The sequence below is a fragment of the Paenibacillus sp. RC73 genome (assembly GCF_044908085.1).
Classification (GTDB): Bacteria; Bacillota; Bacilli; order Paenibacillales; family Paenibacillaceae; genus Paenibacillus; species Paenibacillus terrae_A.
This window is the reverse complement of the sequence record NZ_JBIYCV010000010.1, coordinates 101,352-125,707: the sequence shown is the minus strand read 5'-3', so window position 1 is coordinate 125,707 and position 24,356 is coordinate 101,352. Positions and strand designations below refer to the sequence as shown.

Annotated in this window: 21 protein-coding genes; all 21 read right to left on the bottom strand. The window is 47.1% G+C overall.

What is annotated here, in order from left to right; translation table 11 throughout:
* Positions 1 to 46 precede the first annotated feature (46 nt).
* The 21 genes from ABH897_RS21800 to ABH897_RS21700 all read right to left on the bottom strand — a co-directional run bounded on the left by ABH897_RS21800 (position 47) and on the right by ABH897_RS21700 (position 24,279).
* Complete coding sequence (locus ABH897_RS21800; RefSeq protein ID WP_404592695.1) at positions 47 to 2,473, bottom strand: heavy metal translocating P-type ATPase; 2,427 nt, start codon at positions 2,471 to 2,473, stop codon at positions 47 to 49.
* A gap of 187 nt (positions 2,474 to 2,660) precedes the next feature.
* Complete coding sequence (locus ABH897_RS21795; protein WP_014278144.1) at positions 2,661 to 3,029, bottom strand: ArsR/SmtB family transcription factor; 369 nt, start codon at positions 3,027 to 3,029, stop codon at positions 2,661 to 2,663.
* Between the two features lie 160 nt (positions 3,030 to 3,189).
* The gene (locus ABH897_RS21790; protein WP_283653330.1) at positions 3,190 to 4,314 is read right to left on the bottom strand and encodes an NADH:flavin oxidoreductase; all 1,125 of its coding nucleotides are present in this window, start codon (positions 4,312 to 4,314) and stop codon (positions 3,190 to 3,192) included.
* 180 nt (positions 4,315 to 4,494) lie between these two features.
* Positions 4,495 to 4,830: a cytochrome o ubiquinol oxidase subunit IV gene (gene cyoD, locus ABH897_RS21785; RefSeq protein ID WP_283653331.1), complete on the bottom strand. Its 336-nt coding sequence runs from the start codon at positions 4,828 to 4,830 to the stop codon at positions 4,495 to 4,497.
* Positions 4,831 to 5,439: a cytochrome o ubiquinol oxidase subunit III gene (gene cyoC, locus ABH897_RS21780; RefSeq protein ID WP_137060315.1), complete on the bottom strand. Its 609-nt coding sequence runs from the start codon at positions 5,437 to 5,439 to the stop codon at positions 4,831 to 4,833. It abuts the gene before it with no gap.
* Entirely contained in the window at positions 5,439 to 7,415 is a 1,977-nt protein-coding gene (locus ABH897_RS21775) for a cbb3-type cytochrome c oxidase subunit I (protein WP_283653332.1), read from the bottom strand. The genes cyoC and ABH897_RS21775 overlap by 1 nt, the downstream gene beginning before the upstream one ends.
* Positions 7,416 to 7,440: 25 nt before the next feature.
* Complete coding sequence (cyoA, locus tag ABH897_RS21770) at positions 7,441 to 8,418, bottom strand: ubiquinol oxidase subunit II (RefSeq protein WP_283653333.1); 978 nt, start codon at positions 8,416 to 8,418, stop codon at positions 7,441 to 7,443.
* A 367-nt stretch (positions 8,419 to 8,785) separates the two neighbouring features.
* Entirely contained in the window at positions 8,786 to 9,034 is a 249-nt protein-coding gene (locus tag ABH897_RS21765; RefSeq protein WP_283653334.1) for a hypothetical protein, read from the bottom strand.
* A 216-nt stretch (positions 9,035 to 9,250) separates the two neighbouring features.
* On the bottom strand, positions 9,251 to 10,597 hold the full coding sequence (locus tag ABH897_RS21760) for a GH1 family beta-glucosidase (protein ID WP_283653335.1): 1,347 nt from the start codon (positions 10,595 to 10,597) through the stop codon (positions 9,251 to 9,253).
* A complete protein-coding gene (locus ABH897_RS21755; RefSeq protein WP_404581220.1) occupies positions 10,594 to 13,083 on the bottom strand; it encodes a glycoside hydrolase family 95 protein in 2,490 nt (829 codons plus the stop codon). Before ABH897_RS21755 ends, ABH897_RS21760 begins: the two co-directional genes overlap by 4 nt.
* A 116-nt stretch (positions 13,084 to 13,199) precedes the next feature.
* Positions 13,200 to 14,894, bottom strand: coding sequence for an ABC transporter substrate-binding protein (locus ABH897_RS21750; protein WP_404581219.1), 1,695 nt, complete (start codon positions 14,892 to 14,894; stop codon positions 13,200 to 13,202).
* 74 nt (positions 14,895 to 14,968) lie between these two features.
* On the bottom strand, positions 14,969 to 15,871 hold the full coding sequence (locus ABH897_RS21745) for a carbohydrate ABC transporter permease (RefSeq protein WP_404581218.1): 903 nt from the start codon (positions 15,869 to 15,871) through the stop codon (positions 14,969 to 14,971).
* Between the two features lie 15 nt (positions 15,872 to 15,886).
* Positions 15,887 to 16,900 carry an ABC transporter permease gene (locus ABH897_RS21740; protein WP_283653338.1) on the bottom strand — a complete coding sequence of 338 codons (1,014 nt, stop codon included), beginning with the start codon at positions 16,898 to 16,900 and terminating at the stop codon, positions 15,887 to 15,889.
* Positions 16,901 to 17,165: 265 nt separating this feature from the next.
* On the bottom strand, positions 17,166 to 17,951 hold the full coding sequence (locus tag ABH897_RS21735) for an ABC transporter ATP-binding protein (protein ID WP_404581217.1): 786 nt from the start codon (positions 17,949 to 17,951) through the stop codon (positions 17,166 to 17,168).
* Between the two features lie 19 nt (positions 17,952 to 17,970).
* The gene (locus tag ABH897_RS21730) at positions 17,971 to 18,771 is read right to left on the bottom strand and encodes an ABC transporter ATP-binding protein (RefSeq protein WP_404520769.1); all 801 of its coding nucleotides are present in this window, start codon (positions 18,769 to 18,771) and stop codon (positions 17,971 to 17,973) included.
* Between the two features lies 1 nt (position 18,772).
* On the bottom strand, positions 18,773 to 19,576 hold the full coding sequence (nikC, locus tag ABH897_RS21725) for a nickel transporter permease (RefSeq protein WP_404520768.1): 804 nt from the start codon (positions 19,574 to 19,576) through the stop codon (positions 18,773 to 18,775).
* Entirely contained in the window at positions 19,573 to 20,514 is a 942-nt protein-coding gene (gene nikB, locus ABH897_RS21720; RefSeq protein WP_404592694.1) for a nickel ABC transporter permease, read from the bottom strand. Before nikB ends, nikC begins: the two co-directional genes overlap by 4 nt.
* Positions 20,511 to 22,022 carry a nickel ABC transporter substrate-binding protein gene (nikA, locus tag ABH897_RS21715; protein ID WP_404592701.1) on the bottom strand — a complete coding sequence of 504 codons (1,512 nt, stop codon included), beginning with the start codon at positions 22,020 to 22,022 and terminating at the stop codon, positions 20,511 to 20,513. The genes nikB and nikA overlap by 4 nt, the downstream gene beginning before the upstream one ends.
* A gap of 209 nt (positions 22,023 to 22,231) precedes the next feature.
* Positions 22,232 to 22,648: a cupredoxin domain-containing protein gene (locus ABH897_RS21710; protein WP_283653342.1), complete on the bottom strand. Its 417-nt coding sequence runs from the start codon at positions 22,646 to 22,648 to the stop codon at positions 22,232 to 22,234.
* Between the two features lie 135 nt (positions 22,649 to 22,783).
* Positions 22,784 to 23,443, bottom strand: a complete 660-nt coding sequence (locus ABH897_RS21705) for a response regulator (protein ID WP_404520766.1) — start codon at positions 23,441 to 23,443, stop codon at positions 22,784 to 22,786.
* Positions 23,440 to 24,279, bottom strand: a complete 840-nt coding sequence (locus ABH897_RS21700; protein WP_404592693.1) for a sensor histidine kinase — start codon at positions 24,277 to 24,279, stop codon at positions 23,440 to 23,442. Before ABH897_RS21700 ends, ABH897_RS21705 begins: the two co-directional genes overlap by 4 nt.
* Between the last annotated feature and the right edge of the window lie 77 nt (positions 24,280 to 24,356).

Genomic DNA, 24,356 nt, shown 5'->3' with positions numbered 1-24,356 from the left:
TCAAAGGATGAATACATCCGATGATAACCCGAGGGCATTGATTTTTTTATTCAAAAGAACGTACTTTCAGTACACGCATAACATTCAGTACGGCAAGAAGTGTTACGCCCACGTCGGAGAATACAGCCTCCCACATGGTAGCAATACCGAACGCACCCAAAGTGAGAAACACGGCTTTGACGCCTAGTGCAAATATAATATTCTGCCATACGATGCGGCGTGTACGCTTGGCGATATGAATCGCTGTAACCAATCTTGAAGGTTCGTCGTTCATGATCACGATATCCGCCGCCTCAATCGCGGCATCTGAACCCAAACCGCCCATCGCTACACCTACATCCGCCAGTGCGAGCACAGGGGTATCATTAATCCCGTCGCCCACGAACAAAATCTTGTCGCCCGCTTTTTTACTTGCAGACAGTTGTTCAATCGCTTCGGCTTTATTCTGGGGTAACAGCTCTGCACGTACTTCATCCAGACCCAACTGTCGTCCAACGGCCTCTGCAACCGTCCGGTTGTCACCTGTCAGCATGATCGTTTTCACTATACCCAGCTTTTTCAGTGAAGCAATCGTTCGTGCCGCGTCCTCCTTGACTTCATCCGAAATCAGGATGCATCCGGCATACGTTCCGTCTACAGCCACATGAACGACCGTTCCTTCATCCATCGTTCCTGCACGTTGTGCATCGTCAAAAGCAACTTGCTCCCGCTCCATCAGCTTCGCATTCCCGGCCAACACCAGACGACCATCTATCTGCGCTTGAATCCCATGACCGGAAATCTCGCTATATTGCTGTACCCGCTCGGCTTGAAGCTCCTTGCCATAGGAATCACGCAGGGATGCCGCAATAGGATGCGTGGAATGCAGCTCCGCCAAAGCAGCCGTTTCCAGCAGGCTTTCCTTCGTAAATTCTCCGGCAGGATAAATGCCTGTTACACGGAAAACCCCTTTGGTGAGTGTACCTGTTTTATCAAAAACAGCATATTTCACATGGTTCAGTGCTTCAAGATAGTTCCCGCCTTTAATCAGCACACCTGAACGGGAGGCTGCCCCGATGCCGCCAAAGAAGCCCAACGGAATGGATACGACCAGCGCACATGGGCAAGAAATGACGAGGAAAACAAGTGCACGATATACCCAATCTGCAAACTGCGCTCCCGGTACGACGAGCGGTGGAACGACTGCCAGCAGCAGCGCAACGATAACCACAACAGGAGTATAGTATCTGGAAAACTTGGTGATAAACTTTTCGGTCGGCGCTTTTTTGGCGCTCGCATTTTGCACTAGCTCCAAAATTTTGGCGACTGCTGATTCGCTGAATTCCTTGCTAACCTCTACAGTTAAAAGTCCGTTCGTATTGATAAATCCTCTCATCACACTGCTTCCCGGCTCTACGGTACGAGGCACGGATTCACCCGTCAGCGCCGAGGTATCCACATGCGATTTTCCGTCTACAACTTTACCATCCAGCGGAATCTTCTCGCCCGGCTTGATTACTATCAGACCACCTACACGCACATCCTCGGGTGACACCCGATTTACGGAATCAGCCGTCTTCAGGTTGGCATAGTCCGGTCGAATATCCATCAGGTCGCTGATAGATTTGCGCGAACGATTAACCGCAATGCCCTGGAATAGCTCACCGATTTGATAAAAGAACATGACGGCTACGCCTTCCGGATATTGCCCAATTGCAAATGCACCAACAGTAGCCAGCGTCATCAGGAAATATTCGTCAAAAGCCATTCCTCGCACCAGACTGCGCACAGCCTGCATGACTACATCTCCACCAACAATGATATATGCCAGTAAAAACAGTGCCAGCTTGCCTAGGCCCTCTACAGGCAACCACCAGGCAACAGCCGCAACGACTGCACCAATAGCCAAGCGTGTAATCATGCGGCGTATACCGTCTGTACCGTGGTCATGTGTATGCCCGGCATGGCTGTCATCTCCATGCGAATGTGAATGAGCATGTGTGGAATCACCATGATCATGTGCATGTTCGCCATGGTGGTGGCCATCATGGGCATGAACTTCCTCAGCATGTGCTTCATGACTATGAGTATGACCTGTGTGGCTGTGAACTCCATGTTGTTGGCCGTTCTCATGCGTATGTCCTTCACTATGCTCATGACTATGCTCATGACTATGGGTGCGCTCCCCTGCGCTGCCTGCCTGTGCTGCACCCGCCACACTGCGACTGTTCTCACCAGAGCGTCCCCGGGCGCTTTTTACGATCATTCGGACGTGAGGCTCCAGTCTGTGAACCTTCCGTTCCGTTTGACGAAAAATCTCCTCTTTTTGATCCGAGCTTGCTGTCATCGTCAATGTTTTCGTTACAAAATTGACCGAGCAATCAAGCACACCTTCTATTTTACTGACTCCATTTTCAATCTTTAGAGCACAGTTGGCACAGTCCAAGCCTTCCAAAATCCATTCGTGCCGTTCCGTTCTTTTCAGAGCATCCATAATCATTGGCCTCCAATTAACTATATATGAGCAACTGTTCATATATTATTTATTAAACTCATTATATTCAGTATCATGAGTAAAAGTCAATGATAATAGCCCCTTTCCGCCAAATAAATCTATTTCATCGGACAAACACCAAAAGAGCGCCAATCGCTTGGCGCCCTGCTTTTTTTCTATCCCAAAATTATTGATGTGAAATGTGCTGGTGGGTTTGCAAAAATATCTGCTCCACATGATTATCATCCAGCGAATAAAACACCGTTTTGCCTTCCTTGCGCCGTTTGACAATGCGCAGATTGCGCAAATAACGAAGCTGGTGAGATACCGCAGACTGCCCCATATTCAACACCTGGGTCAAATCATGTACACACAGCTCCTTCTGGGCCAAAGCGTAGATTAGCTTGATCCGTGTCGGATCACCCAAGGCTTTGAACAGCTCCGACATTTTGTATGCGATGGAATCCTCAACAAGAGAAGATTTTATGTGTTCGATTTCTTTGTCTGAACCGTGACAAGCCGGCTCGCAATCCAAAGCTTCCGTTTCAGAATTCATCCTTTTCACCCCGTGTATTTCGACTTGATGCTCCTATTATAGCAAATTCGTAGAATTTACGAATAGCTTATATTACAGCTTGTCCCGTAACAGAGAATTTTCAAGTCTCGATGCCTGGCTATCCGCACTCCGCCCTATATAACGTTGCGCTAAATAAAGCTTAATTCAACGTTTTTAATGCTTCATCACTGTAAGGCACGAGTTCCTCTATCCGTTTATCACGTAACTTAACCGCAAACGCCGGGTCAACCAGCAAAGCCCGTCCAACCGCAACCAGATCAGCTTCCTCTCGCTCTACTTGTCCAACAAGTTGTTCTAATCTTGCCTGTACGCTACTCGAATTATCGGTCTGGCTGTTATTATTTTTTTCCAGTTCACTCAAAAAAGCCTTCTCCAAACCAATGGAGCCTACAGTAATAACCGGCTTGCCTGTTAGCTTTTTGGTCCAAGCAGCTAAATTTAGATCAGACCCTTCAAATTCCGGTTCCCAAAAACGGCGGCTTGAGCAGTGGAATACATCCACCCCGGCCTTCACCAATGGAGACAGAAACTGTTCAAGCTCCTCTGGTGTCTGTGCCAATTTCTCTCCATAATGGTACATCTTCCACTGGGAGAACCGCAGTACAATTGGAAAATCCGGACCCACTGCACGACGACAAGCCTCAATGACCTCCACCGCAAACCGAGTGCGCTGGGCCAAATTGCCTCCGTATTGATCTGTACGCTTGTTGGTTTTGTCCCAGAAAAACTGGTCAATTAAATAGCCGTGTGCACCATGAAGCTCAATGCCGTCGAATCCCACCTGCTGGGCATCCGCTGCTGCTTGGGCATAGGCTGCGATAATATCAGCAATCTCGGCCTCCTTCAACGGCTCAACTACCTTTTCACCAGCAGGAGTGATACCGGACGGACCGACGGGTAATGCCTCGGGATTCGGCTGGTTAGCCGCGCCTATTTTCCGGGCCGCACCCACATGCCAGAGCTGCGGTATAATCTTGCCACCCGCCGCATGAACCTCCTCGACTACCTTCGCCCATCCCTTCAATCCCTCACCATAAAAATTAGGAATGCTCGTATGCTCCACGGCTGCGGGATGATTAATAGCAGTTCCCTCCGTAATAATCAATCCGACTGCATTTTCCGCACGGCGACGATAATACGCGGCCACCTCAGGGCCTGGGATACCTTGAGGAGAAAAATTCCGTGTCATTGGAGCCATAACGATCCGATTGGGAAGAGATAAATTACCTGCCTTAAAAGGTTTAAATAGTATATCTGTATTCATTATTTTCATCCTCCGCTCTCAACTAGTGTTATCGTTTTCACCCTACTGTTATACAATTCCATTTTACACATAGATAAACTTGAGTTCAAGTAGCCACAGTTTATATTTCCAACACGATACTCACAAAAAAAGAGGAAGCGGCTCTAAGCTGCTTCCTCTTACCTAATTAGTTTGTACTTATTATTGTGCTACCATGTTGTATTCCATAATCCAGACAGAACCGCCAACAATGGTCAACAGGATGACTACACCGAAAATCAAAGTCATGACATTCCAGCGTGGTCCATTACTTTCACGGATATGCATGAAGAAGAATAACTGCACCAGAAATTGCAGCACTGCTGCGGCCAAAATAACAACCATAGTTGAAGTGCGACTCAACATATGATTCATGACCACACCGAGAGGAATGATGGTCAGTACGATGGACAGAATAAATCCGATTACATAGGATTTCACTGAACCGTGAGACTCATCATGGCCATGCGAACCCGCTCCTGATTGATGCTGTGCCATCTACATCACCCCCATCAAATAGACGACTGTCAGCAAGAAGATCCAGACAGCGTCCAAAAAGTGCCAATACAAGCTCAATGCCGAAACTTTGCCCTTCGTCTCTGGAGTAAGCCCGCGTTTTTTCAACTGAAACATAAGGCCGATCATCCACACCAGACCTAACGAAACGTGAAGTCCGTGCGTACCGACCAATGTGAAGAATGCCGACAGGAACGCGCTCGTTCCAAAATTGGCTCCTTCGTGTACCAATTCAACAAACTCGTAAACCTCAAAACCGATAAAACCAAGACCCAGGATCGCCGTCACGATTAACCAGTTGATTAATCCCTTCATGCTTCCTTTGTTCATGGCCAACACAGCCAGACCGCTTGTGAAGCTGCTTGTGAGCAAGAGGAACGTTTCAATGATAACGCCCGTCATGTTAAACAGCTCTGCGCCCCCAGGTCCTCCAGCTGTGCTGTTCCGAAGGACGACGAAGGTTGCGAACAAGGTACTGAACAGGATTACGTCCGTTACAAGAAAGATCCAGAAACCAAGCATCTTCAATTCTTGTGGATCGTGATGCCCGTGGTCATGATCATGGCTGTGATGTGCTGCTGCTTGTGCCATTATACAGACCCCCTTATTGCCGCTTCCGTGCGTTTTACCTCATCCGCAGGGATGTAGTAGTCGCCATCATACGAGAAGAAAGAACGACAAATCATACAAATCGCAACGCCGATCAGACCCGGAATATAGAAGATCGACCACCCGAATACAAAACCGAAACCTGCGATGAAAAAGAATACCGACATAATGAATGGAATCGCCGAGTTTTTCGGCATATGAATCGCTTCAATTGGCGGTTGCTTTCTGAAAATTCCTTTTGCTCGTTTGTCTTTCTCTGCCCACCAGTCATCACGTTCTTCTACTTGTGGGATGGTAGCAAAATTGTATTCCGGTGCAGGTGAAGGGATCGACCATTCCAACGTATGACCACCCCAAGGGTCGCCAGTTGTATCCTTCAGCTTGCGGAAATTTTTGATACCCAGAAGAATTTGAAGAACCTGGAACAAGAAACCAATCCCCATCAGGAATGCTCCAACGGTTGATACAAGGTTAAGCGGCTGCCAGCCAGTATCCCAGCCGTAAGTGCTCAGACGACGTGTCATACCCATCAGACCGAGGGAATATTGTGGAATGAAACACACATAGAAGCCGATATTCCAGAACCAGAAAGCCCATTTACCCGGCGTTTCAGGCAGAGTGAAGCCGAACATTTTAGGCCACCAGTAGTACAGACCTGCCAGATAGCCGAACACTACACCGCCAATCAGAGCGGAGTGAAAGTGAGCGACCAGGAAGTAACTGTTATGGAACTGGAAGTCCGCAGGCGCTACAGACAACATGACGCCCGTCAAACCTGCAATCAGGAAATTCGGAATAAAGGCGATTGCCCACATCATAGGTGTCTTAAATGTGATCTTACCCCGATACATCGTGAACAGCCAGTTAAACACTTTAACCCCTGTCGGTATTGCAATAACCATCGTCGAAATGGCAAAGAATGCATTAACATCTGCGCCTGATCCCATCGTGAAGAAGTGATGCGCCCAGGTGAAGAAGGACAGGATAGCAATCATGAACATGGCGTAAACCATGGATTTGTAGCCAAACAATTTCTTTTTGGAGAATACGCTGATGACCTCGGAATAAATACCGAAGGCAGGTATAACCACGATATAAACCTCAGGGTGACCCCACATCCAGATCAGGTTGATATACATCATTGGGTTACCGCCGAAATCAAGTGTAAAGAAATGTCCTCCTCCGAAGCGGTCAAGGAATAGCAAAGCTAAAGTAACCGTCAAAATCGGAAACGCGAAAATGATGATAACACATGATGAAAATACGGACCACGTAAAGACAGGCATTTTCATCCAGGTCATACCAGGTGCGCGCATTTTAATAATGGTAACAATAAAGTTAATCCCCGTAGCCAATGAACCTATACCAGAAATCTGTATACCCCAGATATAAAAGTTCTGACCGACGCCGGGACTAAATTGCAGCTCCGAAAGCGGTGGATAACTCAACCAACCTGCGTCCGGCGAACCGCCAATAACGAAGGACAGGTTGAATAGCATCGCTCCCATAAAGAACAGCCAGAAGCTCAGCGCGTTCAGGAAAGGAAACGCAACGTCACGCGCACCAATTTGAAGTGGTACCGCGATGTTAAACAAACCAAACATCAATGGCATCGCCATAAACAAGATCATGATCGTGCCATGCGTTGTAAAGATCTGATTGTAATGCTCAGGATGCAAAAGTGTAACATCCGGTGTAGCAAGCTGTAAACGCATCAACAGTGCGTCCACGCCTCCGCGGAACAGCATCAAGATGGCTGCAAGGATATACATAATACCGACTTTTTTATGGTCAACGGTAGTCAACCAGTTTTTCCAAAGCCAGCCCCATTTTTTGAAATAAGTGAGCACAAACACGATCCCGATCATCGCGAGAGCGATAGAAACATCCGCTCCATAAATCATTGGGTCTCCAGTAACGAAGAAAGTGGATGCAAACTCTTTTATTTTGTCAAGCATTGGGGGCCTCCTTCCCTATAATCATTTAATTGTGTCCGCTCATATTCATATTACTCATGGTGCCTGTATCTTCAGTGCTGCCAGACTTGGAAGAACCTTCTGTGGATGCTCCGCCATGTCCGCCATGAGGATTAGGAGCTCCTTCCACTACATACTTGGTCACAATATCCTGGAACAAACCGTCTGGAATCGAAGAATACTCATCAGGCTGGGACAAACCTGGTTTTGCAAGCGCCAAATAGCCGTCCTTTGTCAGCGGTTTGGACTGCTTTTTAATGTTAGCGACCCAGTTTTTATACTCTTCATCCGACTGAACCTCTACATCAAAGCGCATTTGTCCAAAATGCTCACCGCTGAAGTTTGCGCCCGAACCAAAGTAAGTTCCTTCTTGATCAGCCTGCAAATGCAGCTTCATGGCCATGCCTGACATGGTGTAGATCTGGCCGCCCAATTGCGGAATCCAGAACGAGTTCATCGGCGCATCAGCAGTCAGCTCGAAACGGACCGGAACGCCTTTAGGAATGTGAATTTCATTGACTGTAGCAATACCTTCCTCCGGATACATAAAGAGCCATTTCCAGTCCAGTGCAGTTACTTGGATGGTTACTGGCTTTTGTGTGCTTGCCATTGGCTTGGAAGGCTCCAGCAAGTAGGTATATCTCGCAGTGATAACCGCAAGAATCAAGATGACAACAATCGGAATACTCCACCATACGGTCTCCAGTTTTTTACTGTCGTCCCAGTGGGGTTGGTACTTCGCCTTGTTATCCGGCGCGTCGCGATAACGCCAAATGATGAAAAAAGTCAAAAACATGACCGGTACAATTAGAAGTGCAGCCATAGACGTTGAAAGAATGATCAGCTCTTTTTGTGCTTGCCCAATAGGTCCTTTCGGATCGAAAACAACGTATTTTCCGCCAGCATAAAAACACGTCCAAATGAGCAATGCTACCGTGAGCACGGTCAAAACCAACGCAATAATCGCTTTTGGTTTTTTGTTCATGTTGTTCCCCTCTCCTTTAATAATAAATTACTCAAAACTTACGAACTCCTGTAATGTTGCCCCTATATAAGATATCAGAAAAGAGGGGACTTTTTTTATTGTTAACAGAATTGTCGATTATTTGTCCGTTTTTTGTGAAAAACCTCTCTAAAAATAAAATTTCTCTTGCAAATTCAAAATCTACTATTACTAAAAAGGTGACATAAGCCAAAACTATATCGAAGCATTCCAAGGAAGACAGACTGCTTGTAGCTGAAGTTTGTTCTTGCGATGTCAGGAAGCAAAAACGGGGCTCCAGACAGTTTATTGTTCCACACTGTACGAAGACCCACGTTGTTGTTTTTCTATAGATGTTTTTTCAGTTGTATTAACTGCGTCCCTTCTCCTGATCTTCCTTCTTGCGGGCAATGACCAGCCCTTTTCCGATCATATAAATAAAAAATCCGCCAACGACACATCCAATACCCACCATTAAATATATATTACGATCACTTAGATTACCTAAATTGAACAAAATAAGAATAACGCCTACAATCCAAGCGAGCCAGGCGATGACAGACACTGAGCGGCTCATTTGCTTTTCGTTCGATCCTGATTTTCTAAAATTCGAAGCCATATCCTCCACTCCCTCTGGTCTAAAATTGATGAAGCGCCCTCTTCGGGTATTTTTGTCAGTATGCACAATCCCTGTGATTATATTCTTAATCGCTTCACCATACTTTTAGCAACCTGCAATTCAACTTGGATATTATTACCCCAGAGAACTCGTTGTTCAAACAAAAGGGAGCGAAGACAGGCCAATGTCCGCTTTAGTATCAAAGTACATTTTCTTTTAACGTCTGGTCTCCAGCCAGTTGTTACTTACCACATTTCGATACCAATAGTAGCTTTCCTTGGGGGTGCGGGCCAGAGTGCGGAAATCGACATGAATCATGCCGAATCTCATATTATATCCTTCAGCCCATTCAAAATTGTCCATAAGCGACCATGCCATATAGCCTTTCACATGAAGGCCGTCATGAATCGCCCGATGTACCTGCACTAAATGCTGCTGCATATAGGAAATACGGCGGTCATCCTGAACCTTGCCATTCACAATCTCATCGTTGATACAAGCCCCGTTCTCTGTAATGTAAATGTCGATGTTGCCGTACTTTTGCAAATAATGCAGTACCTCATACAACCCGCGCGATTCCACCGGCCAGCCGATATCTGTCACAGGCAGCCCCATATTAATCTCTTCGGATTGAAGGAATCCAGCTTCGGGATTAAAACGATTGACGGACATAGCGTAGTAGTTTATACCGATCAGATCAATAGGTTCGCTAATAATGTCCATATCTCCTTCCTGAATAGGTACGGTAGCTCCTTGCTTAGCAAACCAATCTACCAGAAACTGAGGATACGAACCCTGATAGATGGGCTGGAGAAACCAGTCACTATGCAGGGAAACCGTACGCGCACACGCCGCTTTGTCTTCCTCGGAAGTGCTATAGGGCACAGCCCATGAGACATTCGGCGCTATGCCGATCTGACCGCTGGTGCCCAACTCGCGGAAACGACGTACAGATAGACCATGCGCAACCAGCAGATGATGCCCAACGTTGATGGCTGTCTGGAGATTTGTCAGACCAGGGGCATGAACTCCCAGCATATTGGATAAAAAAGCGATGCACCACGGCTCATTAAACGTCAGCCAATGGTGTATTTTTCCATGAAACTCACGGAACATCGTCTCCGCATACTGGACAAATGCCTGAATCGTGCGACGGTTCTCCCATCCTCCTGCATCTTGAAGTACCTGCGGCAGATCCCAGTGATACAGCGTACAAAACGGCTCAATTCCATTTTCGTTCAGCATATCTACTACGCGATGATAATAGTCCAATCCTTCTTGATTAACTTCACCGTCACCATTGGGGAATATACGCGGCCAAGATACCGAAAAACGATATGTACGAATACCCAGCTCCTTCATCAGCCGGATATCCTCTTCGTAGCGATGATAGCTGTCACAGGCTACATTCCCGTTATCTCCGTTGAACACCTTGCCAGGCGTATGGGCAAAGGTATCCCAGATGGACAAACCTCTTCCCTCCTCCTCATAGGCCCCCTCGATTTGATAGGCTGCTGTTGCCGTCCCCCACATAAAGTCCTGCGGAAATTGAAAAATGGTCATATTTGCTCTTCCTCTCCATCAATAATAATCGTTTGTCTGTCCGTTATTTCCTGCTCTTTGGTAAAATTCCATGACAAAATGAATCCTCCATGCTTCGGATCAGGCTGAGCCTGCCGAGCATCTGCGCTAAACGGATGAGCACTGCGAATCGTGCAGCGTCCCGTCGGGGCGGATGCGGTAAGTTCCGCGCGGACGAGCCGGGAACCGGACCATTCCATGCCAACCGTCATCCCGCCATGCCCCCGCAATCCGCTGACCCGCCCCTCAGGCCATGCAGAAGGCAGGGCAGGCAGCAAGGTCAGCTCACCCGGACGGCTTTGTAGCAGCATTTCCGCGATACCCGCCGTCGCTCCGAAGTTGCCGTCGATCTGAAAAGGCGGATGAGCGTCGAATAAATTGGGGTAGGTCGAGCGCGACAGCAACGTGCGAACATACCGATGCGCTGCTTCGCCATCCTCCAACCGCGCGTACAGGTTAATCAACCAGGCGCAGCTCCAGCCGGTATGACCTCCGCCATGATCGAGCCGTCGGCGCAGAGATATGCGGGCCGCCTCCGCCAGCTCCGGGGTATCGCGAACATGAATTTGTCGGCCAGGGTACAATCCATACAGATGCGAAACATGTCGATGTCCCGGCTCCGCTTCCTCAAAATCGGCAAACCATTCCTGTAACTGACCGTGACGACCGATCTGATAAGGCAGCAGGCGTTGCAGCGTTTCTTCACAGCGGTTGCGGAACTCATCGTCTAATTCCAGCAGCTCCGCAGCCTGAATGCAATTGCTCAGCAACTCCCGAATTAACGTCATATCCATCGTGGAGCCCATGGATATACTGCAATCCTCTCCGTCCGGAGTTTTAAATTTGTTTTCAGGTGATGTAGACGGAGAGGTCACTAGCCAGCCATCCGGGCCTTCCACGAGCCAATCCATACAAAAGGCGGCTGCTCCCTTCATCAGCGGATAAGCTTGCTCAGCCAAATAAGCCATATCCTGAGTAAACAGATAACGTTCCCATAAATGGGCGGTTAGCCAGACACCCCCGAGCGGCCAAAAGGCCCAACTGGCATGGCCGCCTGACGGTCCGGCATACCTCCACACATCTACATTGTGATGGGCCGACCAGCCTTGCGCACCATAATGGATCGAAGCAACTCTGCGTCCCGTACGGCTGACTTCTCCAATCATGTGCAGCAAGGGTTCATGGCACTCAGCAAGATTGCATATTTCCGCCGGCCAATAGTTCATCTGGGTATTAATGTTAGTTGTATAATTGCTGTTCCACGGCGGCTGCACCCGGTCATTCCAGATACCCTGAAGATTGGCGGGCTGACTGCCTGAACGCGAACTTGCTATCAGTAAGTAGCGTCCATACTGAAACAACAGCACCTCCAAATCCGGGTCCGTCTGACCTTCGCGGTACTGCTCCAATCGCAAGTCAGTCGGAATTTGTCTTTTTGTCATTCGATCCGTCCCGATATCATTCCCAAGCTCTAACTCAACGCGGCCAAATAGTCCCCGATGATCTTGCTCATGCCGTCGCTTCACCTGCTCGTATCCAAGCGAGACTGCTTTATCCAAAGTAACTTGGCATACGCCTGTCGGTTCCGCTGCATCACTGTCCGGTTTAGTATCAAATCTCCGGAATCCGGTAGCTGCGGCTAAATACACCGTGAGTTTATCCGCACCCGATACACTCAGCACTCCGTCAGCATCCTCTGTCAGCGTCCCCCCCTCGGGGATAACCCGCGCCTGAACCGCAAAGGCCATCCCCAATTCATCCTCGTAAACAACCGACTGCGGATGATCCCCGCGATAATTTGACTCCACATGGCTGGGCGCTCGTCCGGTTAACGTAATTACGTCCCTCGTTGATTCATTAGATGGGCCATCTTCCTTGTGACTATCCCACGGGGATGAATCACCAAAATGTGCATCCTCGCCAGCCTCGGTTTCACAAGGATGCGGTGTAGTTATACGCACGATTGCATTGATCTTTCCAGGCCTATCCGCAGTCAGCGATACCATAATAATTCCATCTGGTGCACTGGCGATGACTTCACGAGTATAACGGATACCCCCGTTATGAAAAATGACCGCAGCCGTTCCGGTGGTCAAATCCAATTCGCGTTCATACTCCACAATTTCCCCAAGTTCCTGCTGTGTAATCCACAAATCTCCCAAAGGCTGATAAGCCTCCGTATCCCGCCCCAGCATATTCGTATTGATCAGATGCTCAGCATCCTTGTATTTTCCGTCCGCAATCAGTTCCCTGACGGGCTTCAAATATCTCAATGCATTATACTGAACGCCATCCCTGGGAAATCCGGACCAGAGCGTATCCTCGTTTAATTGCAAACGCTCCTCCCCGATCCCGCCAAAAACTATCGCGCCCAGCCTCCCATTGCCGACAGGCAATGCTTCCTCCCACACCTTAGCAGGCTGGCGATACCATAAACGCAGGGATTTATGCTTTTCGCGTTGTCTCACATCGAACCCTCCCCCATTGAGATCAAACAGAGCGCCAATCCCGTATGAACCACAAGGACAAGCGCTCCGTCATTCCGACAACCCATCATTTTGTTGCGCCTCGTTAAGTCAGCTCGCTATTTAGAAGCCTTGCCGCTCCACAATTCCACTCTGTCCTTCACCAATTGAGTATATTGTTGCTCCATTTGTACCGCTCCGGCGGCATCCAGCTCTTTAATCATGTTGTCGTATATCGTATCAAAATTGGAAGCCGGAGCTAAAATAGCTTCCGGTATACGTTTGCGGATAATATCTGTCGTTTTTTTGAAGGTGACGTTATAGTTGGATTCATTGTCTGTCGTCAGGTTATAGGCTGCGCCCCAAGGCTTTACATCAAATTTTTTCTTGTCCGGGAACAGTTCTTTCCACGTTTTTACGCCATACGCTTTAAGTGATTCTTTCTCCGGCTCCGAATAAGCCGCGATAATTTGCTCCGGGAATTTGGCAGTGTAGTAGTTACCCGTAGGGTCCTTCACTCCGTCGCCATAGTGTCCGCTGAGTAACGTGTACAATTCTATTCCAGTGGATTTATTGAAGTTGGTTGCATTATTCGTTTTTTGCTCCAATACATCAGCCGGGATGACGCGTTTGCCGTCTTTGGTCTCATAATGCTTGCCTTCGATGCCCCAGTTCACTAGCACCTGTCCTTCATCGGATGCTAAATAATCAAGGAATTTAATAGCCCGCACCGGGTCCTTGCAATTTTCCGTAATACCTACACCATAACCGGACGTGAAACCCGTATCCTGAAAAGAACGATCCTTGTATTCCTCGGAAAGTGTAACTGGAAAATGGGCGTAACTGGAATCGGCCTTGCCTGACGCTTTTAACGCATTTTCAGCATCCTGGTAACCCCACTCCTGGTCGATCAGACCGAGGACACGACCGCTGGCAATTTTGGATTTGTATTGATCACTTTTTTGCACAAACGAATCTTTATCCAGCAACCCTTCATTGTACATGTGGTTCAACCAACGGAAATATTCCTTTTCTTCTGGACGTTTATAATGAAGTTGGGCTTCAAATGTTTTGGGATCAATAAAATATTCACCATCATCCGGCGCTCCAGTCGTCTGGAAGGCAGGATTCGTTACGGTAATCATAATTCTCCAGTCGTCTGCATCCAGCGTGAGAGGGATCGTTTTTTTGCCATTGATCGTCGGATGCTTGGCTACATAGGTTTTGAGTACGTTTTCATAATCCTGTAGCGTTCTTACCTTTGGATAACCTAACTCCTTGAGCACCTTATGCTGAATTTCAAATCCCCCCGTCGCGTCAAAACTCTCCTGTCCCACACCTGCATACGTAGGAAGGACATAGATGGATTGATCTTTATTACTGTATTTCAAACGATCCATATAGGGTCCGTATAGCTTTTTGAGATTGGGTGCGTGATCATTAATCAGATCTGTCAGATCAATCATGGCCCCCGCATCCACGAGCTTGCTGATATTCGCTTTAGGAGAAACCAAGTCCGGGTATTCTCCACTTGCTGCCATCAAAGCAATTCGGTCATCTCCACCTCCGCCGCTGACATCAAATTCCGCATTCAAGGTTACACCTGTTTTCTTGGTGATTTCCTTGCCTATTTCATCCTTCATTCCATTCCATTGCGGGCTTGTATCTGCTCCGAAGAAGCTAAACGTAATCGGGTCTGTGCCGCTGGATGTACCTTCCTTTGCTGCTTTATCGCTTCCCCCACAACCTGCGAGTGTGGTAAGTGACACCGCGAGCAAGGGAATCAGTGCAAATCTAGACCAGTGTTTTTTCATGTATAAATCCTCCTATATTCATATGATGACTTAGCCTGCAAATAACTGTTGCTTTACACTCAGGATTCTGGCTTTTATGATTTCACCGCTCCCAGCGTCATCCCGCCTACAAAATACTTTTGCAGGAACGGATATACCATCAGAATGGGAAGTGTAACCGTAATTGTAATTGCCATTTTAATCGACTCTGGTGAAATTTGAGCCATTTGCTTAGCCATATCGTTACTATTCGCCATACTGGAGCCGCCTTGCTGCGTACTTTGCAGTATCTTCATCAGCTCATACTGCAGCGTCGTCCATTGTGGCGCCCCACCATTATACAAATACGTATCAAACCAAGCATTCCACTGACCTACTGCCAAAAAAAGAGCAATCGTTGCCAATACTGGTTTGCACAGCGGCAAAATGATTTTCCAATAAATTGTAAAATCATTCGCACCATCCAGCTTGGCAGACTCCTGTAGCGCATACGGCAAACCATCCATAAAGGAACGAATGACAAACACGTTAAATGCGCTAATTAAGCCTGGAAAAATGTACACCCAAAATGAACCCAGCAGATGCAGATCCCGCATCAAAATAAACACGGGCACCATCCCGCCGGAAAAATACATCGTCAACGCCAAAAACGTAGAAATAAACTTACGAGCGCGAAACTCGACCCGACTCAATGTAAAAGCAAGCATAGACGCGCATATCAATCCGAGTACCGTCCCGACCAATGTACGAAGAATAGATATTTGCAGACCCTGAAGAAGGCCATCGTACTGGAAAATTGTTTTGTAATTTTCAAGCGTAAATTGGCGGGGCCATATATAAATACCGCCGCGAACCGTGTCCGTTGAATTGTTCAGGGAAATCGCAAGTACGTTCAGAAACGGGTACAGCGTCAACACCACGATTAGAGCCATGAGGATATAGTTGAACAGGTCAAACAGCTTTTCAGACCGAGTAGCATTAAATGCCTTATTCGTCATTTTGCTTCTCCCTCCCTACATGATGCTTTCTTTGGTCAGTTTTTTGAATATACCGTTCGCCGTAAACAACAGCAGAATGCTGACCAGTGAGTTGAAAATACCAATTGCCGTCCCGTAAGAGAAGCGGCCCAAATTAATCCCGTAATTCAGCGCATACAGATCCAGCACCTCGGAATAATCCGTCACGAGACTATTGCCAAGCAAGAACTGCTTCTCAAAACCGTTGCTCACCAAATGTCCAATCGCCATAATGAACAGAACAGCAATCGTCGAACGGATACCTGGCAGCGTAATATGCCACATCTGTCTCCAGCGGCTCGCCCCGTCCACACGCGAGGCTTCATACTGCTCCTGGTCAATTCCGGTAATGGCGGCTAAATAAATAATCGTATTCCAGCCTGTCTCTTTCCATATATCGGAAGCGGTTACAATGTACCAGAACCAGCTCCCCTTCGCCATGAACTGAATCGGCTCATCCACAATATGAAGCGCTATCAATAAATCATTAACAATTCCTCCGTCAATGGACAGCATTTTCGTAACCAATCCGGCGACAACCACCCAGGATACAAAATGCGGGAGGTAGGATATCGTCTGCACAAATCGTTTGAACAGCATCCCCCGTAGCTCATTTAGCAGAATGGCAAAAAAGATCGGTACAACAAAACCAAATACAATACCCATCAGGCTCATCGCCAGCGTATTGCGTAATACAAGATAAAATCGTTCATCCTGAAATAGCTCAATAAAGTTATTCAGCCCTACCCATTTCTGGTCCGAAAAAGATTTGGCCGGCTTATAATTTTGAAACGCCATCGTCCAGCCCCACAGCGGAAGATAACTGAAAACAAACACCCATATGACGAAAGGAATGGACATAAAATAAAGGTACTTTTGTTGCTTTACACTGTCCCACAAGCCTTTTTCTCCACGCCCGCGCTTCGGCCCGCGTACCTTGCGCAGTCTGCCCCGGTTAGACTCAGGAATCGTAGCACCAGCATTGGAAGCGGTTTCAGTTGATGATTCCATAGCAAGCTCCTCCTTGTATATAGTTACTATTATCATACTTTGCTAGCTTGAAAGCGGATACCCAACGAATTAGGAGAAAAATCAGTTCAAAATTAGATATATGGGGAGGGAGTTGAAAATTACGTTCGTGCCACTACGTATGCGGATGGTGCTTCCCATCGCTGTTGCTTGTACAGCACCATTCCGCCTGCTCCGTTTTCCGTGTGAATTTTCAAGTTAAATTATAGAATACAAAAAGACCAGCAATGTAAGCTGGTCAAACCTCTCAATCATATTCTGCAACTAATTGGCGGGTGTACAGATGTCTGTCGGGAGCAAACAGTTCCTCCTTTACAAACTCGTCCACCAAACGGCCTTCGTGCATGACTAGCACCCGGTCACACATATATTGCACCACAGGTAGGTCGTGGGAAATAAACAGATACGAAAATCCCAGCCTCCCCTGCAACTCCTTGAGCAAGTTTAGCATTTCTGACTGAATTAAGGTATCCAGGCTGGATGTTGGTTCATCCATAATAATGAGTGCAGGCTCCACGCTGATAGCTCTTGCCATGCAAAGCCGTTGCTTTTGTCCACCGCTGATTTCATGAGGATATCTATCCAGCAATCCAGGTGATAAGCCCACAAATTCCAGCAATTTCACTGCTATTTCTCTTCTGTCTGAACCACAGTCTTTCAAAAAAGATGGAACCTTTCGTTCCAGTTGATCCAGTGGCTCCATGACGGATTCCAGTAAACGAAACCTTGGATTTAGCGCCGCAGAGGGATTTTGAAATACGGCCTGCATCTGTCCTTTATAACGTTTTAACGACTGCCTGTTGCCTGCTTGAACGGGTGTTCCCTGAAACCGGATTGTTCCTCGATCTATAGCTTGCATAAGCATAATACAGCGTGCCAAGGTGCTTTTTCCACTGCCGCTTTCTCCGATCAGCCCCACACATTCACCCGCTCGAATCGTCAACGATACCCCGCCAAGCACTTGTCCCTTTTTGCGGTAAGATTTATGAAGGTCCTGCACGACTAAAAGTTCAGGTTCAAGTATCTGGTTCATAAAGATGTTACCGCCCTCTCTATATGGACTCATGCACGGATTTCATTGATGGGCGCAAGGATGGAATAGCTTCAATCAGCCTTCGGGTGTAGGGCTGTTTCGGGTTGTTCAACAATGGCAATGTGTTCCCCGTTTCCATAAGCTGGCCTTCACGCATCACAGTGACTTGATCGGCGTAGCGCTTGACGTTTCTCAGGTCATGCGAGATGAACAAAATGCAGCATTGGGTGCGTTCTTTTAGCTCTGAAATGATCCGTAAAATTTCGTTGGCATTCGTTTGATCCAATGCTGTCGTAGGCTCGTCCATAATCAGCAGTTTGGATTCCAGCATGATGGCTACCGCAAGCGATATTCTTTGTAGCTGCCCACCGCTGAGCTGAAATGGATAACGGTTGTATATTTCTTTCGTTAATCGAACGTGTTCGAGGACTTGCTTGATGCGCTCTTTTCGGCTTTTGCGTTCTAACACATGATGTGCTTTTAGCGTTTCGTCCATTTGTTTGCCTATGGTGATAAACGGCGTAAACACGCTGGCATAGTCCTGAAAAACATAAGCGATTTCCTGCCCGCGAAGGCGTTCTCTTTCTTTCTTGGACAGGGTGAGTAACGAGCGCCCGCACAATTCGATCTTACCGGATTCTACCCAAACCGTTGCAGGAAGCAGATCGCCAATCGACAGCGAGGTCATACTTTTTCCACTACCGCTTTCACCAATCAGCGCATGGCACTGTCCCGCACTAATGGATATATGAAGATCACGTACAATCAAGCCTTGCTCGGACTTCAAATGCAGTCCGGTTATTTCCAGAATATTCATCATTTCATTTCCCCCGTGGCCTTAGTTCAAGACTGTCCCGTAGCTGATCCCCAATCAGATTGGATAAAAGAACGAACAGCATAATGGCTACACCCGGAATGACCATCGCCAGCGGAGAACTGTGAAAATAGGCCCGTCCCTCATTCAGCATCGCTCCCCATTCGGGGATAGGCGGCTGTAGCCCAAGTCCAATATAGGATAGAGCCGCGATCATTAAAATGATTTTACCCAAATCCAGTGTGGCTACGACCACAATTTCTCTGAAAGCCGCTGGGAGCAAATGCCGGATGACCAATCGAATCGTTGGTACCCCGCTCAAGCGGGCACTGCAGATATAATCCTTCTTTTTTTCTGCCATCAGGCTGATTCTCACCAGACGAGCATATGCCACCCATTTTACCGATACAATCGCAATCATCAGGTTGACGACACCCGGCCCGAGCAAGCCCGTCAGTACAATCGCAATCAAGTAATCGGGAAAAGCCAGAATGGAATCCGACACCCGCATGAACAATCGGTCTACCCCTTTTCCCATAACCCCTGCGATTACCCCGGCAGGAATGCCAATACCAAGAGACAGAAGCAAAATCAATAAGCTTGTTCCAACCGTATTTCTGCCTCCGTATACCACCCGTGACATTAAATCTCTGCCCAAACCATCCGTACCCAGCCAATGCTCGGCGCTTGGGGATTGAAGCCTACGAGTGAGCAAAACGAGCAACGGATCATTTTTCATAAACTCAGGCAGGATGAACAGTGCAGCTATTCCACCTATAAACAACCATAAAGGAAGTCGGGATGTACTCAATGTCCTCCCTCCTTCAAGCGGATTTCAGGGTTCACGTATCCCACCGTTACATCCGTCATCACGTGAAGCAGCATAATGACAGCACCCATAAATAAAATGTATCCCTGAATCATCGGGTAATCCCGGTTATGAATAGCTTCTACAATAAACTTTCCCAGACCCGGATAGGCGAATATCGTTTCTACCACGACACTTCCCCCCAGCAAGTTTCCCACACTGACGCCAAACATGGTCATTACTGGAGTCAGGCTATGGCGACACGCATGCAACCAAAAAATACGCTGCCTTCCAATCCCTCTGGACCTTGCACCCAGAATAAAATCCTGACTCAAGCTGTTTAACAGGCTGGAACGAATAAGACGTACATATACCGCAGCCATCGTAAGTCCCAGTGTCAGCGAAGGAAGCACCAGATGCATCAAAGTACCGTTCCCCATGGCTGGAAAGATCGACCACCTTACCGAAAACCCCTCAATAAGTAAAAGTCCTAGCCAAAAGCTGGGAATCGATGCTCCCATGATCGCGAGCACCCGGCTGACTCGATCAATCCACTTCTTGGGATATAAAGCTGAACAAGCGCCCAACGGTACTGCAACTCCGATCAACACCACAATGGAGGTAAACGTCAGAAGAAGCGTCGCTGGCATCCTCGTCCATATTTCTTCTATGACCGGACGATGTGTCATGTAGGAAGCTCCCAAATCCAAACGAATGAATTTCGAGAGCCATTCCCCATATTGCACGATAACCGGCTCATTCAGCCCCATGATCTCCCTTTGAATTTCCACTTGCTCATTCGTAAGCGCCACATCATCCACACGCAGCAGTTGTCGGACAGCGTCTCCCGGAGCAAGCTTGATTCCCGCGAAGCTGATGAGCGACAGAAGAAAAATAAACAGGAAAAACTCGATCAGCCTTTTCCCAAGCATTTGAATCATTTGGCTTCAACATCCAACTGGTTGGTAAGGATGTAATATTCGCTTTTGCTGGTAACCCAGTTTTTCACACGGTCTTTGTATACAACCAGCGTGTTCGGATGCACCAGATAGGAATAGTACGTCTGCTCATGAATTCTCGTGAGCGCTTGAGATATTAGTTCATCCCGTTTTGCTGTATCTACGGTTTGATCTAACTGGTAAATCAATTTATTTAACGACTCATCGTTTATTTTTCCATAATTCAGCGTTCCATCTGGCAAAAACGATACATTCAAAAAGTAGCTGGCATCACCGCGAGGCGCAATCAACGGACTGTACATACCGAGATCCCAAGTCGTATCGTTCATCAAATAGTCTTCGTAATTTTCAACCTGCTCAATTTGCAGCGTAATGCCCAATTGCTTGGCTTCCGATTGCAAAGCTTGTGAGAAGATTGGGAACTCGGCTCTGGATGCATAAGTCACCAGCTTTAAGGTTAACGGCTTCCCGTTTTGCGTTACTTTGCCATTGTCCACCTGAAATCCGGCTTCCTTAAACCACTTGAGCGCTTCTTCAGCCCCGGTTTTGCGGGTTGGATATTCCGGTACAAACGGGAAATCCGGTAAAAATGGACCTTGCGCCACTGTAGCCTGTCCGCCCATAATAGCGTCCTTCAGCTCCTCGCGGTTAACCAAAGCATCAAATGCCTTACGCAAATTCGCATTTTGGAACAAAGGCCTTTTCGTGTTAAAAATCAACTCATGTGTACGCAAGCTAACCACTGAATCCAGCTTGAGCTGGTTGTCTTGCTTCATTTTGTCCATGCTTTCAACAGGTGGGCGATAGACGATATCTGCATCACCGGATAAAATGGCGGATAAACGTGCATTCGCATCCTCGTTAAAAGCAAAAACCGCCCGATCCAGCTTGGCCGCCCCACTCCAATATGCATCATAGCGGGTAAGCTTTAATGATGTGCCTGCGGTGAAGGATTCTACTTGGAAAGGCCCTGTACCGATTGGCTTTTTATCCGGATCGGCTGCTTCTGTATCCAGAATGGCTGTATTGGGATGAACCAGTTCGGATGGGAACTGAGGGAATGGTTCTTCCGTCACCACATGCAGCGTTTGACCGGAGGCTTTCATGAATTTAATTCGCAATACCTGCTTAACCCCCGGATTCAGCTCTATTGAGCGTTCCAACGATTGCTTAACCGTCTCTGCGGTGAGTTTTTTTCCGTTTTGAAAGGTTACACCGTCACGAATCTGAAACTCCCAGTTTTGCCCGTCTTTACTCGACCATTGGGTAGCCAGCCATGGCTGGATTTTTACGTTCTCGTCCAGTTTAACCAACGTTTCTACGACATCTGCTCTTAACGGAGTATAATCCAGACCGGGATCAACGGTCTGACTAGCAAAGTTAAACAGAAAGGTCAGCTCTTTCTTTGGCTGCTGTGTTGCTTGCGTTGAACCCTCTTGAGGGCCAGAACAAGCAGCCAGTAAGACTACGGTCAAAAGCATACATACCATTGGGATAAACCTGTGTTTATTCATATTTCCCCTTCATTTCTCTATCGTTTCCTTCCATCTTACCTACCTTTGGCTTGTCATGACCTGGCCCACTTGAGCCATATATGCCTTATAACCTTGAACATTTTGTGACTATTATTATAGATACCTTGTATTAAGGCAAAAAAAATAGCCTCCCGGCAAAAATGTGCTGGAAAGCTGGTATTGATTTATTTTACCGTGATCGTCCCATAGAACATGTACATACCGCAGTTATACTCATATACACCCGGTTTCAGGTCCTTGACAGTAAAATAGTTATTTTCGTGGTCCATAAAGACGTCCATTCCAAGCTTCAACGATTGTACTTCATCTATGCAAGTAAAGGATGTCGATCTCTTAAAATTAATTTTAGTCGGGACACCAGCTTTTATTTCAATATTTTTAGGATAAAAACCGTCTCCCTCTACATTGACCGTAGCAATTTCATACTTGGCTTTGTCCGGCTCTTCTTGAACGGTTTTAGGTTGGCTAGCCGGAAACGACGACACGCTCCCCTGAAAATAAAACAAGACAAACCCGCCCACGATCAGCGCTACAAAGCCAATCAGCATCAAGTGCCAATGCTTAGAGATAAATGTTTTCATTCAGATCATTCCCCTCCAGTTGACCGTTCATGTGAAGCACGCCAACTCTAACCAGTATACAAAAGTTAATCAAAATTTAAAATACCTCATTCGAGCTATATTTTGAACTAAATGGTGTCAAAAAAACAAAGAGGCTTATGACCTGAATTTAGGATCATCAGGAACAAGCCCCATTTCCAATGCATATCTCGTCAGTTGTACACGGTTCTGTACATGCAGCTTCTGCAAAATATTTTTCAAATGGTTTTTTACTGTGTACTCGGAAATACCGTACTTTTCGGCGATTTCCTTGTTCGTCCACCCTGCGGCCACCCCATATAAAATATCCTGCTCTCTTGAGGTAAGACGGACCTGTGGTTCCTTTTTCGCTGTTATGGTGACGTCTTTCAAGATTTGAAAAGCCAGTTCCCGGCTCAGTGGTGCTTCCTCATTCACAATAGAATGCAGGTATTCCAGCCATGTGGAGGGCGCTATATTTTTTAACAGGTAGCCTTGGGCCCCCCGTTTCAAAGCTTCAAGCAGATGAATCATATCATCCGACACGGTAATCATCACTATTTTGACATATGGAAACATGAGCTTAATCCGCTGTGTAGCCTCCAGCCCGTCCATTCCAGGCATCGAAATATCCATCAGGATCAAATCTGGAAGCCACTGCTCGGTAAACTCAATTGCTTTTTCGCCGTTGTCCACCATCCCGATGATTTCAAAGCTTTGATCCATGGACAATATTTCACAGATGGCCTCGCGAGCATGAGCAGAATCGTCTACGACCAGTACACGGGTATGCGTCATTTATGTTCTCCCTCTTTGGTTATTTCCACCATGGTATACGAAGAATCCGACAGAAGCTGCAACGTCCAGTTCATATCTCCCGCTCTTTCCTTCATGATATTCAGGCCGTATCGGTCTTTAAACCGAAAAGGATCGGTCGTAAAACCTTTGCCATTATCCTTGACGATGACTTTCCAATAATCGTGGTCACCTTCTCCAATAATCCAGCCTTTGGAAGCCCCTGCGTGCTTTTCAATATTGACAACTGCCTCACGAATGCAGGCCAGAAGCTCTACTTTCTCTTTTGGAGTCAGCGCATCGTCGGGAATGTTCCACCGAATATCTACGTACACAGGAATTTCGTGAATCATTTGTTGCACCTTATAGTCCATAGATTCGTTGGTTGACTGCGTCTCGTCGATGGTCGGATCAAATCTTAAATTGGCAATCGCCTGACGAACATAACGGTTTACTTCGTGGACGGTCTTTCTGACTTTATAAATATCCTGACGATACTGCTCCTGATCTTGGTTATGCTCCAGGCGATCCATTTTGACGGACAATAAAAAAAGTGATTGGGCAATCCCGTCATGCAGCTCCCTGGCAAGATCCTCTCTGGCTTCAAGGGCTGCCTTGGCCGCGCGTTCGTGTTGCAACTCCATCTGAATACGTTCCAGCATATGAAAAAGCTTGGTCAACAGCGTCACACTGACCAAATACAAGATGACCGGAGTCAGCCAGTTTCCCAGATCCATGGATATATAGGGGAGCAAGAACTGGTGTCTTACATATTCCCAGGCTCCAACCGTTAGTGTAGGTACAAATAGGATAATCCATTTAATTTGATTATACGTCATAAGGGCCTCCTTGCAGCAGCACGAAACTTGCACTAACCGAGCAGATCAGTGGTCCAAAGCGTTCCGAGTGTCTTTAT

Coding starts and splice junctions, on each gene's coding strand:
- cyoA (WP_283653333.1), bottom strand. CDS start 8,418: ATGAACAAAAAACCAAAAGCGATTATTGCGTTGGTTTTGACCGTGCTC.
- cyoC (WP_137060315.1), bottom strand. CDS start 5,439: ATGGCACAAGCAGCAGCACATCACAGCCATGATCATGACCACGGGCAT.
- nikB (WP_404592694.1), bottom strand. CDS start 20,514: ATGATTCAAATGCTTGGGAAAAGGCTGATCGAGTTTTTCCTGTTTATT.
- ABH897_RS21795 (WP_014278144.1), bottom strand. CDS start 3,029: ATGAATTCTGAAACGGAAGCTTTGGATTGCGAGCCGGCTTGTCACGGT.
- ABH897_RS21790 (WP_283653330.1), bottom strand. CDS start 4,314: ATGAATACAGATATACTATTTAAACCTTTTAAGGCAGGTAATTTATCT.
- ABH897_RS21750 (WP_404581219.1), bottom strand. CDS start 14,894: ATGAAAAAACACTGGTCTAGATTTGCACTGATTCCCTTGCTCGCGGTG.
- ABH897_RS21705 (WP_404520766.1), bottom strand. CDS start 23,443: ATGACGCATACCCGTGTACTGGTCGTAGACGATTCTGCTCATGCTCGC.
- ABH897_RS21710 (WP_283653342.1), bottom strand. CDS start 22,648: ATGAAAACATTTATCTCTAAGCATTGGCACTTGATGCTGATTGGCTTT.
- nikA (WP_404592701.1), bottom strand. CDS start 22,022: ATGGTATGTATGCTTTTGACCGTAGTCTTACTGGCTGCTTGTTCTGGC.
- ABH897_RS21740 (WP_283653338.1), bottom strand. CDS start 16,900: ATGGAATCATCAACTGAAACCGCTTCCAATGCTGGTGCTACGATTCCT.
- ABH897_RS21800 (WP_404592695.1), bottom strand. CDS start 2,473: ATGGATGCTCTGAAAAGAACGGAACGGCACGAATGGATTTTGGAAGGC.
- ABH897_RS21760 (WP_283653335.1), bottom strand. CDS start 10,597: ATGACCATTTTTCAATTTCCGCAGGACTTTATGTGGGGGACGGCAACA.
- ABH897_RS21735 (WP_404581217.1), bottom strand. CDS start 17,951: ATGAACCAGATACTTGAACCTGAACTTTTAGTCGTGCAGGACCTTCAT.
- cyoD (WP_283653331.1), bottom strand. CDS start 4,830: ATGGCACAGCATCAATCAGGAGCGGGTTCGCATGGCCATGATGAGTCT.
- ABH897_RS21730 (WP_404520769.1), bottom strand. CDS start 18,771: ATGATGAATATTCTGGAAATAACCGGACTGCATTTGAAGTCCGAGCAA.
- ABH897_RS21775 (WP_283653332.1), bottom strand. CDS start 7,415: ATGCTTGACAAAATAAAAGAGTTTGCATCCACTTTCTTCGTTACTGGA.
- ABH897_RS21765 (WP_283653334.1), bottom strand. CDS start 9,034: ATGGCTTCGAATTTTAGAAAATCAGGATCGAACGAAAAGCAAATGAGC.
- ABH897_RS21700 (WP_404592693.1), bottom strand. CDS start 24,279: ATGACGTATAATCAAATTAAATGGATTATCCTATTTGTACCTACACTA.
- ABH897_RS21745 (WP_404581218.1), bottom strand. CDS start 15,871: ATGACGAATAAGGCATTTAATGCTACTCGGTCTGAAAAGCTGTTTGAC.